This window comes from Kitasatospora sp. NPDC001095 (assembly GCF_053598615.1).
Genome location: NZ_JBSFKQ010000070.1, coordinates 1 through 14042, shown reverse-complemented (window position 1 = coordinate 14042; position 14042 = coordinate 1). Strand labels below are relative to the sequence as shown.

Annotated in this window: 10 protein-coding genes and 1 pseudogene; 6 read left to right on the top strand and 5 right to left on the bottom strand. The window is 73.6% G+C overall.

Going from position 1 to position 14042, the window contains the following annotated elements; translation table 11 throughout:
* Nucleotides 1–175 precede the first annotated feature (175 nt).
* Together ACWDBB_RS33705 and ACWDBB_RS33700 are read right to left on the bottom strand one after the other, a co-directional pair.
* A complete protein-coding gene (locus ACWDBB_RS33705) occupies nt 176–4024 on the bottom strand; it encodes a wHTH domain-containing protein (protein WP_449793216.1) in 3849 nt (1282 codons plus the stop codon).
* 118 nt (nt 4025–4142) lie between these two features.
* Nucleotides 4143–5087, bottom strand: coding sequence for a hypothetical protein (locus ACWDBB_RS33700; protein ID WP_449793215.1), 945 nt, complete (start codon nt 5085–5087; stop codon nt 4143–4145).
* Between the two features lie 208 nt (nt 5088–5295).
* On the opposite strand from ACWDBB_RS33700, the gene ACWDBB_RS33695 reads away from it, so the two are divergent.
* On the top strand, nt 5296–5862 hold the full coding sequence (locus tag ACWDBB_RS33695) for a GNAT family N-acetyltransferase (RefSeq protein WP_449793214.1): 567 nt from the start codon (nt 5296–5298) through the stop codon (nt 5860–5862).
* 228 nt (nt 5863–6090) lie between these two features.
* Here the strand turns inward: ACWDBB_RS33695 and ACWDBB_RS33690 are convergent, their stop codons facing one another.
* The 3 genes and pseudogenes from ACWDBB_RS33690 to ACWDBB_RS33680 form a co-directional block, all read right to left on the bottom strand.
* On the bottom strand, nt 6091–6810 hold the full coding sequence (locus ACWDBB_RS33690; RefSeq protein ID WP_449793213.1) for a hypothetical protein: 720 nt from the start codon (nt 6808–6810) through the stop codon (nt 6091–6093).
* A 104-nt stretch (nt 6811–6914) separates the two neighbouring features.
* A pseudogene (locus tag ACWDBB_RS33685) lies at nt 6915–6998 on the bottom strand (short-chain dehydrogenase); the annotation flags it as partial.
* 307 nt (nt 6999–7305) lie between these two features.
* Complete coding sequence (locus tag ACWDBB_RS33680; RefSeq protein ID WP_449793212.1) at nt 7306–8157, bottom strand: hypothetical protein; 852 nt, start codon at nt 8155–8157, stop codon at nt 7306–7308.
* A 166-nt stretch (nt 8158–8323) separates the two neighbouring features.
* Between ACWDBB_RS33680 and ACWDBB_RS33675 the strand changes: the two genes are divergently transcribed.
* The 5 genes from ACWDBB_RS33675 to ACWDBB_RS33655 all read left to right on the top strand — a co-directional run bounded on the left by ACWDBB_RS33675 (nt 8324) and on the right by ACWDBB_RS33655 (nt 13931).
* Entirely contained in the window at nt 8324–10735 is a 2412-nt protein-coding gene (locus ACWDBB_RS33675; RefSeq protein WP_449793211.1) for an ATP-binding protein, read from the top strand.
* 33 nt (nt 10736–10768) lie between these two features.
* On the top strand, nt 10769–11992 hold the full coding sequence (locus ACWDBB_RS33670; protein WP_449793210.1) for a glycosyltransferase: 1224 nt from the start codon (nt 10769–10771) through the stop codon (nt 11990–11992).
* A 165-nt stretch (nt 11993–12157) separates the two neighbouring features.
* A complete protein-coding gene (locus ACWDBB_RS33665) occupies nt 12158–12799 on the top strand; it encodes a SigE family RNA polymerase sigma factor (protein WP_449793209.1) in 642 nt (213 codons plus the stop codon).
* The gene (locus tag ACWDBB_RS33660; protein ID WP_449793208.1) at nt 12796–13494 is read left to right on the top strand and encodes a hypothetical protein; all 699 of its coding nucleotides are present in this window, start codon (nt 12796–12798) and stop codon (nt 13492–13494) included. The genes ACWDBB_RS33665 and ACWDBB_RS33660 overlap by 4 nt, the downstream gene beginning before the upstream one ends.
* Before the next feature lie 149 nt (nt 13495–13643).
* Nucleotides 13644–13931: a hypothetical protein gene (locus tag ACWDBB_RS33655; RefSeq protein WP_449793207.1), complete on the top strand. Its 288-nt coding sequence runs from the start codon at nt 13644–13646 to the stop codon at nt 13929–13931.
* Nucleotides 13932–14042 lie beyond the last annotated feature (111 nt).

Here is a 14042-nt window from a genome sequence, read left to right as displayed (position 1 = left end):
CGGTCGGTGAGGCGTTGCCGTCGGTGACTTTCGGTATCCGACTGACTCGGTACGGGGCCGAGCCCGTGGACCCGGCCGTTCGTACTTCCATGGCACCACCGAACGCCGACTTCGGCAGGGTCCGGCCGGTCCCGGCGCGGGGCCTGCGGTGCTACGCCGGGGACGTCCTGGCCGGTCAGGCGAGCGGCACGCGTGCCAGAGCCGCCCGCACGGTGGCCGCGAGGTCACCGACGTGGACGCCGAGGTCGCGGAGGTGCTGGGCTGTCTCCTGCACGGGCAGGTCGACACATCGGGCGACGCGGACGAGATGAGCGAGCAGCATCGGCGGGTCCTTCGGGCCGGGCATCACCAGACCGTCGGCCGTCAGCAGACGCAGGGCCGCTCCATGGGTGAGACCGGGCGGGAGGTCGTCGCGGGACACGCGCAGACCGTAGGAGCGCAGCCGGGCCGCCAGTTCCCGGGGACGTCGGCCCAGGTCCCTGGCGGCAAGGACCAGCAGGTAGAACGGGATCTCGTCGTCCGGGCTCAGCCAGTACCACCAGACGTCGTCGTCCGAGATGCTCTGGGCCATGTCCTCGTAGCGGAACAGTTCGCGATCGAGCTCGGTCGGGCGCGGTGGCAGGACCATGCCCGTTCGCACCCCGTACGCGGCCAGCCGGCTGGTCAGTGCCCGCAGGCTGAGCCCCAGATTCTCCGCCACCTCCATGAGCTGGTGGAAGGTCGGGGCACGGTCCGTTCGGAAGGGCGACCAGTCGACCTCCCACTCACCGGCCAGCAGGTCGAAGTCGTCCAGCGACTCCCGGCAGTTCGGCCGTGGCGGCAGGGTGAAGCCGAGGCGCTCGTACTCGGCCCGCACGTCGTCGGCGGACATGCCCGACCATTCCTGAGCGGACATCAGCTGCCAGGGCGGAAGTGGCCCGGCGGCACTCGCCCACGGCCACATCCCGTCGTGGTCCCGGCTGAGCCAGTCGACATACATCTCGTCCGGTCGCTCGGGAAACTCGAACGGCTCCACCGTCAGGCCATAGTGTTCGAGTCGACGCCGGACCTCCAGCGGGCTCAGTCCGGTCTGTAGAGCGGCCTGGGCCACGTGGCCGGGTGGTACGGGCCCGTCGTTCCAGATCGGGTTGCCCATGGCGACTTCGCCGTCCCGGTAGAGCAGTTGGAGATCCGTCTCGTCAGGGGCGCCTTCCGGCAGATCCTCGGGCACGACGGCTATGCCGTACGCTCGCAGCCGTGCCGCCGCTTGCGCCGCGCTCACTCCGAGCGTCGCGCCGACCTCCAGCAGGCCGCCGATCGATTCGAACGAGCGGCGGCGACCGTGCTGGTCATCGATCCAGCGCATGTCCGAACCGTCCCGGTCATTCGAGTCGGCAGTCTCGGCGACAACGAGGTCGTCCACTCCGAAGAGCCTCCGCCGTTCCGCTGGGCCGGCCGGACTACAGCCGAGGCGACGAGCGGCAGTGAACACGTCCGCCCGTCCGGTGTGGGCGAAACCCCGGTTTCCGGTGAGCACCTCCAGGTCCGACGGCCAAGCCCTGGCCACGCGGTGCGGGCCAGCCAGTTCCGGTACCAGTTCGACGAGCTGACGCAGCAGATCGGTGCTTCCGTGGGCGAGCATCCGCCAGAGCAGGATGTGGTCGGGTAGCGCGTGGAAGCCCGTGTCCGTCGGTCGTGGCGTGCGGCTGTTGGTTGTCAGGAGGCCTTCGTGGATCGCCTGGTCCAGTGGGAACCAACCGGCTGTGGCGAGATCCGTCGGTTGTCCGTGCTTACGGAAGCCGGCTCCGGACCCGTAGGCCGCCTCCGCCACCAGATCCGCTGTCCGCGGGCTGCTCTCGGTGACGTTCCGCAGCCACGTCGGGGTGAAGAACTTCGCTCCGCTCGCCACCAGGGCGGGTGCCGCGCCCGCCAGCAGTTCCTCGACGCGGGGGGACACGTCCTCGAGCACCGTGAGACGATCGGTGCTGAGCTGTCTCGGGGCGTGGTCCCCGCTCAGGTTCACCACGACACCCCGGTCGCCTGACAGCACCCCGACGCGCTCGTGCGGTTCGATCCGAAGGCCGTCCACCAGCAGTTGGCCGCCATCTTTGCACCAGATCACCTGCGCGCCCTCGGGGCTGTCGGTCCATTCCACCAGGCGGTCGCCCGCTCCGATACCCGACCGTCCGAACACCCCCGGCTTCCACTCCCTTCTCCGCCCGCCGTGCTGCGCCGCCGTCGGGAACTCGGCGATGCACAGCACCTTGGCGAGGGCGTTCAGCCCGGACCAGGAGCGGCGCCGCTCCCGCAGGTAGAGCCGCACCCGGGTGCCGGGTTTACCGCTACTCTCCTCCTTCTCGACGATCCGGAACAGGTGGTTGGGCCCGAGGATGTGCGCCTCCACCAGCGGTCCTGGCATGCCGTCGAGCCCCATGCGGCAGGACTCCACCCGGATCTCGTCCGCGAGCATGAAGTACGACAGGACGCCGATTCCGAACCGGCTGTTGGGGTGGAGCCGGACCGGGGGTTCGACGCGTTCCCACTGCGCCTGCTCCAGCAGGAAGTCGGGCTGCTCGGCGAAGCGGACGCCGGCGTTGGAGAACACGCCGCGCAGCTCCGCCTCGCCCATGCCGATGCCGTCGTCGGTGCACTCCAGGTACTCGCGGCCGTCCTCGTCGACGCCTTGGACGAAGTCGATCCGGCCCTCGTACGGGTGGAAGGGCCGGCCGGAGCGCTCCAGGTACTGGGTTCTGGCCCTGCGGTAGCGGCAGGCGTCGAGGGCGTTCTGGTACAGCTCGCGTACGGCGAGGTCGCGGTCCTTGTAGAGCTGGGTGCCGGTCAGCAGGCCGCGCACCCGGCGGTCGTCGAGCCGGAACCGTGCGCCGCTGGTGAAGGTCCCCTCCGCCGGGACGACGCCGTCTGCGGAGATCCGCGTGGGCAGGGGCGGCATGGGCTGGGCGATCCGGTCGGGCACGGCGCGCCCGACTGCGAGGAGCAGCCCGTCCAGGCGCGCCGCGTGCTCGCGCAGGGCCTCCACGACGGCCTCGTGCTCGCAGACCGCCTTGAGGACCGGCAGCTCGGGGGAGCCGCCCCACGCCGTCGTGGCCAGGGTCCGCCGCAGCCCGTCGAGATCGACCGGGTTCGGGACCCCGATGTGCTCGACCACCGTGTCGGGGAGCACGGCGGGTTCGATCGCGGCGCCGTAGGCGACGGCCAGCAGCAGGCCGGCCCGCCGCTCGCGAATGCGCTGGCGGCCGGGGCCGGGCAGGAGTTCGTCGGCCTCCAGCTGGCCGAGGTGCTCGGGGTTGCAGATGTCGGCGCCGATCCGTAGGCCGGCGAGGAGCCTGGCCAGGCGCCGGATGCCCACGGCCTCGGTCAACGGACCGCTGTCCGCGGTGAGTTCGGCTTCGAGGGCGGCCAGGGCCGCCATGCCCTTGTCGTCCTGCGCGAGCCAGTGGCGGTACAGCCACCAGCCGGTCGCCGATGCTGCCTGCGGGCGCAGTTCGGCCCGGTTCACCAGCAGGTCGTGGCCGGTCAGGAAGGACTGGTAGCCGGCGCGCCATCCGGTCGCTCCGTGCCGTGGCCGCAGGTCGGTGGGGTCGGCCTCGAGTCGGGAGGCGGTGAGCAGGAGTTGGTGGGTCTGGTAGAGGTAGGGCAGCAGGACGAGCAGTCCGGCCTCGGCCGGGTAGAGGTCGAGCGCGCCGTCGGGCTCACCGAGCAGCCACTCCACGCGGTCCGCGAACCGCGTCGCGAACCCGGGGTCGGCCCAGGGGTCCCCGGCGGTGTGCTGCTCGGCGCCGTCCCGGACGGTGGCCAGCCGTTCGGCCAGCCGGGCGGCGTGTCGCCGGTGGGGCTCGGTGTCGCGCTGCGCTGCGTGGGCCCAGATTCCGGAGTCCAGGACGGCGCGGACCCACGGGTCGCTCGGCGGGGCGGGGGCGGCCGGGGCGGGGGCTGTCCGGACCGTCATCGAGCCGACCTGGCCGACCTGGATGACCGTCTTCTGGGTTCCCCCGTCGATGGTGTTCGTGACGTTGTACCGATCCACCCGCTGTCCCTCCCCGGTCACCGCGTGGGGACAGCTTAGGTGGACGGGGCGGGCGGCTGTCGTACGGGAGGACAGCGGCTCGTGTCGGCCCCGGAGGACCACCGGGAGCGCGGGCGGCTCAGCGGAGGAAGTAGTCGGGGGTTCGGACGGACAGCGTCGACGCCAGCTTGCGCAGATCGGCTTCGGTGTTCTCCTTTCCGTCCGCCGACATGACGATCAGGTAGTCGTCGCGGCGGACGAAGTAGAAGACGACATAGGGATTGGCCCTGCGCCAGGCGTCGGGCGAGACCTGTTCGCAGCCTTCGGCTCTGACCGTGCTGCCGAGGCTCGTCGCATCGCAGACGGGTGGCCTGAAGGCGGGCGTCAAGGGCTCCACGGTCACCCGGATGGCCCAGCGGTTCAGGTCGTCGGGGTTGACGCCCTGCCGGTCGGGCAGCAGGAGGAAACCGAACCACGAGCCGGGCTTGCTGGTCAGCGGAGTCCGCAGGCGGTAACCGGCGACATCGGGTGCGTACAACGGGACGCCCACGTCGGTGAGTTCGTTCCGGGCACGGTCGTCCGCGCGGTGGTCCCCGAGAAGCGCCGAGAGCGGCCAGAGCAGGGCGAGGACGACCAGCAGCACGACCCAGCGCCGCCACAGGAGCGGCCCGGGCGCGGTCAGGGCAGCCGCGATCGCGAACAGCACCGCGTCGGCGAGTGGCAGCAGTCCGTCCGGCAGGCTCCAGGCCCCGGCCCGGGCCTCGAGCTCGAACTGCAGCCAGGAGAGGACGACGGCCGCGGCGGCCACCCGCCAGGCCGGCCGGACGCCCGCCAGCCGCAGCGCCAGCCAGCTCGTCAGGAAGACGAGGAGGGCGGCCGCCGGGGCGAGCAGCAGCGCCCACCCCAGGCAGCTCCACCCCTGCTGCGGATCGCACGGGAGGAGGCGCTGCCACGGCAGTGCGGTGAGCAGGAGCGCCACCGCGCCGAGCCCGGCCCCCACCAGCGCCGACCTGGCCGTCCGGGATCCCACGACCGCCCGCCAGCAGGCGATTCCGTCGATCCGCCGCGGCGTCCCCCAGGGCATGCCCACGCTCCCGCCGTCCCCTCCGCGATCTCGTTCCGGCGGCCGATTCTGTCGCACGGCCGCGGGGATGGCCTGAGTACGTGTACTCAGGTCCGGCGGCCCGCGGCGGCCCACGGCGGCCGATGGCGGCCTGGCGGCCGTTAATCGGAGTGGGCTTCGCGGTCCGGCCGGTTAGGCTGGCGGGCAGTTCTCGGGGAGGAAACGATCGATGACCGTGCTCTCGCTGCTGCCCGTCAGCACCGAACGGCTCCTGCTGCGTCCGTTCACGCCGGATGACCTCGACGACCTGCACGCCTTCCAGGGCCTGCCCGAGGTCGCCCGCTACCTCTACCGGCCGCCGCTCACCCGTGCACAGTGCGTGCAGAGCCTGACGCGGCGGGCGGCCGGCACCGCGTGGTCCGAGGACGGCGACGACCTGGTGGTCGCCGTCTGCCCGGCCGGCGAGGCGAAGGTCGTCGGTGAGGTCGTGCTGAAGCTCGCGAGCGCGTCGGCGCGCCAGGTCGAGATCGGCTGGTCCTTCAACCCGGAGTACGGCGGCCGGGGTTACGCGACGGAGGCGGCGCGCGCGGTGGCCGCGCTGGCCTTCGCCGAGCTGGGTGCCCACCGGATCTTCGCCCGTCTCGACGTGCTCAACACCGGGTCGATGAGGGTCTGTGAGCGCCTCGGCATGCGCAGGGAGGCGCACCTCGTCGAGAACGACCTCGACGGCGAGCGCTGGGGCAGCGAGTACGTCTACGCGACGCTCGCCCGGGAGTGGAAGACCGAGCGGGCCTGACCGGCGGACGTCGAACCGGGGAGCGGCGCTCCCGCGGCGTCCTCAGGGGGCCACCGTCACCGTGATGGTCTCGGGGTTCCCGCTGTTGCCCTCGTAGACCGTGTCACCGCTGTAGCCGGCCGTGACGACGTGCGCGCCGGTGGTCCGGACGACGCCCCGTGGCGGCGCAGTTCCCGACGTCGAGGACCGGGCGGCCCGTGGCCAGGGTGGTGCCGGTCGTGGTGTCGGCTACCCCAGGTTCTCCGCGACGTGGACGAGTTCCTCGTCCGAGAGGCGTGGCGGGCCGCCGGTGGTGACCACGAAGGTGTACGTCCCGTCCGACCACGTCACCGAACGGGGCCCGCCGTTGGGGTCCGCCGGTGTGATGGTCGCGGGGTGGCCCTTGACGCTGGTGGCCCGGCCGGCCGGTGGTGCGCTGCCGCGGAGGGTCTGGCTGATGATCAGGGACCCCCGTTCCGGACCGGTTCCGAGTCGGTATCCGCCGGCCCAGGCCGGGGTGTCGGTCGGGAGCGGGGCCAGGCCGGGCAGGTGGACCATCCTGTCCGCGGGGTAGGGGTAGTAGTTCTCCGGCAGGAACGCGGGCCGCCGGAGGTCGCGCTCGTCGAAGTGGACGGCGGGCTTGCCGGTGGCGTCGTTCAGGGCCCTGGTTCCGAGCGGTTCGTTCAGGTGGGCCGTGATCCGTCCGAGGCCGCCCAGGTCGCAGCCCCTCGGGTCGACCGTGTGTCGCAGGGAGAGTTTCACCGCGCCGGCGGTCTCGCGGGCCACGAGCTCGGGTTGTTTCTCGCAGCCCCAGCCGATGTCGAGCGTCAGGGTGCGGCCGTCGGAGCTGACCAGCAGCGGGTGGCCGGCCACCGGGCCTTCGCGGACCTCGGTGCCGGGGCCCCGGTTCAGCCAGGCGTTGATCGCGAAGCCGCCACCGAGAACGGCTACGGGCGCTGCGGCGGTCAAGCGATTCCGTCGTCCGCGCTTCGACAATCGGACGGTGCGTTCCGTCACAGGCCCTCCCCGGTGGTCGCGGCCATGCTCGTGGCGCGGCGGGTGTGAAGTCAAAGAACGAGGTGGCCGGCGGCGATCAGGCGGCGGGCGGTCTCGCGGCCAAGTCCCTTGTCGGCGCCGGTGATCAGGGTTGTCGCCATGGAGTTCAGCGTCTCCCGGATCAGCGCGGTCTGCCAGTGCTTTTCGGCACATGGGGCGCTGGTGGCGGCGGCCGTTCGGCCCCCTGTCGATCGACGGGGGCGCCGCCCCCGTCGATCGGCGGTATCGATGCGTCATGTGCGAGTGGAACGATCTGAGCGGTCATCAGTTGCGGGATGGCCGAGCCGCCCTCGGCCTTCACCGGCGGGGCGGCCGGCTTCCCGGGGGAGAACCGCAGGAACCGGGGGGACCACGCGGCATCCGGCGGTTCGCTGAGGCCGGGCCCTGCCGCCCTACCGTCCTGCCGCCCTACTGTCCTTCGTCCTGCCCGCTGTGCAGGGCGGCGCCGTAGGCGAGCAGGATGCTCAGCGCCGCGTAGTCCGAGCCGGGGCGGCGGACGGGCACGAACACCTCCAGTCGGTCCCCGTTGGTGCGGTAGCCCTTCTTCGTCGCGCGCGCCGACAGGGCCCGGCTGCCGACGTGCGCGGACAGCCCCTGTACGTCGAGCTGGACGCCGCTGCTCGGGTTCGCGGAGACGAGGGTGATCCGGGACCAGGCGACCGGCCCGGTGAAGGGGGCGAGCGTCATCCCCTCGGCGGTGAAGGTCAGGGCGCCCCAGCGGAACGAGCCGCCCGCGCCGAGCTCGTCCACGAGGCGTTGCGCACGGGCCTCGGCGACGGCCTGCGACGCGGTCGCCACGAAACGTTCGCCGGTGGTGGGGTGCGGCCTCGAGATCATCCTCCAGAAGCCGCACTCCTCGCGGACCTTGATGTAGTCCAGGCCCCTGATTCGGATCCGGCCGCCCGTGTACGGCCGGATCACGGTCTTGAGCACGTCGTGCGAGTGCGCGAAGTTGATGTGGACGGACACCCGGGTCGACTCGACGGACGCGATCTCCTGCCACGCGTACCGCAGCGTGCGGCGCCCCGGCCGGCGCAGCTCGAAGCCGTGCTCGTACTCCCGGATCCGGATCCTGGCGTGCCGCACGCACAGGGCGAGGGACAGCACGTCCGCCACGACCACCGCCCAGAACGCGAGGCGGAACGAGGAGTCCTCGTCGTAGTACTTGCCGACGAGGGTGCACAGCACGACGAAGACGATGAGGAGCACGAAGAACGCGCTCAGGGGCCTGCGCGCGTAGCCCCCCTGGTAGGTCCACACCCGCTGCCCCAGCCGCCCGGTCCGCTCCGACCCCGCTGCCGCGCCTGCCGACAACACACACCTCACTCGATCGCCCGATACCGCGGTTGTCGAGTCTCGGGCGGGTTCGCGCGGCGGGGCAACGGGAGAACTACTCAATTCCCGTGCGTCCGTAAGATGGCGGCCCATGGAATCGGAGGCAGCCACGGGGACGTTCGCCGGCCCGGACGTCGCACTGACGCCGTTGATCGGGCGGCGGGCGGAGACGGCCCGGATCGCCCGGTTGCTCTCCGGCGCGCGCCTGGTCACGCTCAGCGGAACCGGGGGCGTGGGCAAGACCCGGTTGGCGCTGCGCGTGGCGGCGGGCGCGGCGCGATCCGCCTTCCCCGACGGCGTGTACGTGGCCGAACTCGCCGACCTGCGGGACCCGGAGCTGCTCGCCCCCAGCGTCCTGGGCACCCTCGACGCGGCGAACCCGGGCCGCCCCGGCGCCGATGCGACGACCGTCCTCGCCGCCCGGCTGCGCGAGCGGCGTGCCCTGTTGGTGCTGGACAACTGCGAGCACCTGATCGACGCGTGCGCCCGCCTCACCGACACGCTGCTGCGTGCCGCGCCCGGGCTGCGGGTCCTGGCGACCAGCCGGCAGCCGCTCGGCATCGCGGGCGAACAGGTCTTCCCCGTGGAGCCCTTGCCGGTGCCGGACGCGGACGCGGACGCCGGTACCGGCCACGGCCTGCGCGCCGTGAGCGGCAACCCGGCCGTAGCGCTGTTCACCGACCGGGCCGCCGCCGTGCTGCCCGGCTTCACCCTGACCAGGGCCGACGCCGCCGCCGTCGCCGAGCTCGTACGCCGCCTGGACGGGCTGCCCTTCGCGATCGAGCTGGCCGCGGCCCGCATCCGGAGCCTGACGCCGCAGGAGATCCTGGAGCGGCTCACCGACCGGTTCGCACTGCTCACCGGGGGGAGCAGCGTCGCCACCGACCGGCAGCGCACCCTGCGCGCGCTGATCGACTGGAGCCACGACCTGTGCACGGCGCGCGAACGGCTGCTCTGGGCACGCGCCTCGGTGTTCCGCGGCGGGTTCGACCTGGAGGGCCTCGAACAGGTCTGCGCGGACGCCGAACTGCCGCCCGCCGCCCTGCTCGACGCCCTGGACGGCCTGGTGGCCAGGTCGATCGTCAACCGCCGCCAGGTGAACGGGCGTTCGCGCTACCACATGCTGGAGACGGTACGGGAGTACGGGTACGAGCGGCTGGCCGCGTCCGGCTCGCTCGACGCGCTGCGCGGCCGCCACCGGGACCGGTACGCCGAACTGACCGCACGAGCCGGGCGGGAGTGGTTCGGGCCCCGGCAGGTCGACTGGTTCACGCGGCTGCGCCTGGACCACCCGAACCTGCGCGCGGCCCTGGAGTACTGCCTGGAGCGCGGGCAGGCGCGGGCCGGTCTGGCGCTGGCCGTGTCGCCCCGGCACTACTGGATCACCGCGGGCCTGCTGCCCGAGGGGTGCCACTGGCTGTCGCAGCTGCTCGCCGCCGACCGCGCCCACAGCGAGGGCGGCGACGCCGCCGGGCCGGACGCCGCCGTCCGCGTACAGGCCCTGGTCACCGAGACGTACCTGCGCATCCTGCGGGGCGATCCGGAGGACGAGGTCCGCCGCGCCCTCGCCGCCTGCGAGGCGGTGGCCGGCCGGGGCGGACACCGGCGGGAGTCGGCCTGGGTGCGGCACCACCACGGGATCCTCGCCGTCTGGCGGGAGGACTTCGCGAGCGCCGCCGAGCTGTTCGCGCGGGCGCACAGCGAGTTCCGCGCGCTCGGCTGCCTCGACGCGGCCCTCGAATGCCGGGTCAAGTTCGCCATCGCCAACGCCTACGGAGGCCAGTCCGCCGTGGCCGACGAGGCGTGCCGAGAGGTCGAGGAGGCCGCCCGCGCGCAGGACGAGTCATGGCTGCGCGGCATGGCCCTGCTCGCCCGCGCCCTGCTGGCCCTGCGCGCCGACGCGCCCGCCGACGCGATCACGCACGCCAGGGCGGCCATCGCCCGGCTGCGCCCGTTCCAGGACTGGTGGGACGTGGCCATGTGCGTGGAGGTCATCGCGTGGAGCACCCGGGACGACCCGCGGCGCACCGCCCGGCTCCTGGGCGTGCTGCACCTGCTGTGGGAGTCGCTGGGTGGGCGACTCGGCGCGGCGCCGTTCATGCGCGCCCGGCACCTGCGCTTCGACGCCGCGGCGCGGGAGGCGCTGCCCGCCGCCGCCTTCGACCGGGAGTTCCGCCGCGGAGCGCGCGCCACCGTGGACGAGGCGATGGCCTACGTACTGGAGGACGCGGCCGGGGTGCCGGGACTGACGCGGCGCGAGAGCCAGATCGCGGAACTGGTCGCCGAAGGCCTCACCAACAAGGACATCGCGGCGCGCCTGACGATCGCGCAGCGCACCGCGGAGAACCACGTCGAACGCATCCTGGACAAGCTGGGGTTCGCCTCGCGCACCCAGCTCGCGGTGTGGACGTACGAGCAGCGCGACGAACCCGCCGGGAGCCGGCGGTGGTCAGGGCCCACGGAACGGGCGCCGGCGGACCCCGGTGCCGGCGCCGAGTCCTGATGCCGGCACCGGTCCGCCGTGGAGAATCACGTCATGCGCATTCTGATCGTCACGACCGGCTCCCGCGGGGACGTCGCTCCGTTCACCGGCCTGGGCCGACGCCTGGTGGACGCCGGGCACCGGGTCGCCGTGGCCGCCCATCCGACCTTCGCGACGCTGGTCGAGTCCTGCGGCCTGGAACACCGGCCAGTGCCGGGGGACCCGGAGGCGTTCATCCGTGACAGGGCCCGTGCGACGTCCCCGGCGGAGACCCGCGCGGTGACGGCCGCGTTCGTGGACGGGCTCGCCGACGGCGTGGCGGACGCCGTGGCCGGCGGGGCCGACCTGCTGCTCACCGCCTTCGCCCCGTCGCCGTTCAGTCTGACGGCCGGGGAGGCCCATGGCGTGCCCGTCCTCGGCACGTACCTCACGCCCGCCTTCGCCACCGGGGAGTTCCCGCTGCCCGGCCCCGCCAGCGGCGGGGACCTGGGACCGGAGGGCAACCTCGCCGCCGGGCAGGAGCGGCTGCGGAGCGCGGAGCGGCTGTTCTCGGGGGCCGTGGCCCGGCTGCGCGAGCGCCTCGGCCTTCCCGGTACGACCTCGCCGGAACCGCTCGGGCACACCCGTCCGGTCGTCCACGGCTACAGCCCCGTGCTGCTGCCGCGCCCGGCGGACTGGCCGGCCCCGGTCGAGGTGGCGGGCTTCTGGTGGCCCGCCCGGCCACAGGGCTGGCAGCCCCCGGCCGAACTGGTGGACTTCCTCAGGGCCGGTCCGGCGCCGGTGTTCATCGGGTTCGGCAGCATGGCGCCGGGGGAGGGGGCGCGGCTCGGCGAGCTGGTGACGGCGGCGGTGCGGCGGGCGGGTGTGCGCGCGGTGGTCCAGGCGGGCTGGGCCGGGCTGGAGGCGGCGGGCGACGGCGTCCTGTCCGTCGGCGACGTGCCCCATGACTGGGTTTTCCCCCGCACGGCCGCGGTCGTCCACCACGCCGGAGCGGGCACCACCGGCGCGGCGCTGCGAGCCGGCGTCCCCGCCGTACCGGTGCCCGTCATGGCCGACCAGCCGTTCTGGGCGGCGCGGCTGCACCGGCTGGGGGTCGCCCCGGAGCCCGTGCCGTTCGCGGAGCTCACCGCCGAACGCCTCGCCGCCGCGATCACGGCGGCCCTGGCCGAGCCCGTCCGCCGCCGCGCGGCCGCCGTCGCCGGGCTCATGGCGGCCGAGGACGGCGCCGGGGCGGTCCTGTCCCACGTCGCCCGGATCGCCGACGGCCCCGGCCGCTGAGCCCCGCCGCTCGTTCTCGCCGCCGATCTCCGCGACTGTCCCCACCGACCGTCCCCGCCGGCCGTTCTCGCCGGCCGAGCCGTGCAACCCCTTCCGCGGCGCGGGGGTGAGTAGGGCAGAGCGGCGGTCCGGTCGGGCCGTCGCGTGGACGCGAAGAGGAATCGGATGACCGCGAGCACATTGCACGTCCCACCGGAGGACCGGCCCCGGCCCGTCACGGCAACGGTGTCCGCCGACGGCCCCGGCCGGTGGGAGCCCGACTTCGAGGCGTTCGCCGCCACGCGCTGGCGGCGGCTGGTGCGCACCGCCTACCTGCTCACCGGCGACCACCACGAGGCCGAGGACGTGGTGCAGGCGACGTTCGCGAAGGTCTTCAGGAACTGGTCCCGGATCAGCCGCCTGGACGAGCCGGACGCCTACGTCCACCGGGCCCTGGTGAACAACAACCTGAGCCGCCACCGGCGGCGCCGGGTCAGGCAACTGCTCGTGCCCGTCCTGCCCGACCGGGCGTCCACCGCGGGCAGCGGCGGCCACCGCGAGGTCGAGGAGCGCTCGGTGCTGCTCCAGGCGCTGGCCGAACTGCCGCAACGCCAGCGGGCCGTGGTCGTCCTGCGCTACTGGGAGGACATGAGCGAGCGCCAGGTCGCCGACGTGCTCGGCTGCTCGCCGGGCAACGTGAAGAGCCAGGCCAGCCGGGGCCTGGCGAAACTGCGCGCCCACCCGGCGCTGGCTCCGTACGCCCCACAGGCAGCGCGCGCGGCGGACACCGACTCGACGATCGACGGCACGAACGGAGGCAACAGGTGATGGACACCGAGGACATGGTGCGCGGCGCCCTGCGGGACGAGGCGGCCCGGGTCGCGGTGGCGGACTGGTCCGCCGGGCCCGTGCGGGTCCACGTGCGCCGCCAGCGGCGCCGGGTGGCGATGGGCGCGTCGGCGGTGGTGGCCGCGCTCGCCGTGGTGGCCGGCACGGCCACGGTGCTGTCCGCGCAGCTCGGGGGCACGGCCGTCGGGCCGGCCTCGCAGGCTCCGCGGCTGCCGGAGGGGCCGGCTCCCGAGGCCGTGGTGGTGGAGCCCGGCAGGCAGCTGCCGTTGGGCCGCCAGGACTGGTGGATGCAGCTGAAGGACCAGGAGATCTGCATCCACGACGCCCCTGCGTACGGAAGCGGTCCGGGCTGCGGCGGGCACTCCTGGGCGGGGGGCGCGACCGAGATCACGATGCAGTACTACGGGAACCCCCCGCAGTACCAGGAGGCGCTGTACAACCTCGTCTACCGCGGGCCCGGACAGGTGGCCCGGATGGCCGTCGAGGTGGGCGGCCGGTCGTACTGGGCCACCGTCGCCTCGCTCCCCGGCGACCCGGGGTACGCCACCGGCTACCTCTGGGGGCCCGGCGACGCGACTGCCCATGTTCGGGAGGCGGACCCGCTCCAGGGCATCAGGATCGCCGCGTACGACGCCCGGGGGAGGGTGCTGGCGAGCAAGACGGTCTCGCCCTGAACCCGGTACGGGCAGCCCGCACCAGCGCCGTGCCGACGGGGGGTTAGCATCCACGTAGCCGCGACCCCACGGCTTCACGGCCTCCCGGCTTCACGGCCTCGCGGCCCGGGCCACGCGGAACCGAGCGGAACTGAAAGGCGGAGACTGCCATGGGAGTTGAGATCCAGGTCGAGCCCCTGGGCGACCACGAGCACCTGGTTCGGGTCCGTGAGGGCGCTGTCGAGGCCGAGACCCGGATCCGGGTCACCGACGGCGTCCTCGACCTGCCGCAGGTCACCGGCGCGGACGAGACCAGGATCGTCCAGGAGACGGTGGCCTTCCTCGTCGAGCGTCAGCCCGTCATCGACATCCCGCCGATGATCGACCTCGACGACCTCACGGACGCCTACGGCGCCCCTTATCTGGAGGACCTCGGCCGCCGCCTCGCCGCGCGGTAGGCCGGAGCGTCGTCCCGCCGCGCGGGGGCGGGCCCCGCGGGGGGGGGGCAGGGGGGGGTGGGCGCCCCCCACCCGCCCCAGTTTGCGGGGAGTTGGGGGGGGCCCGAGATA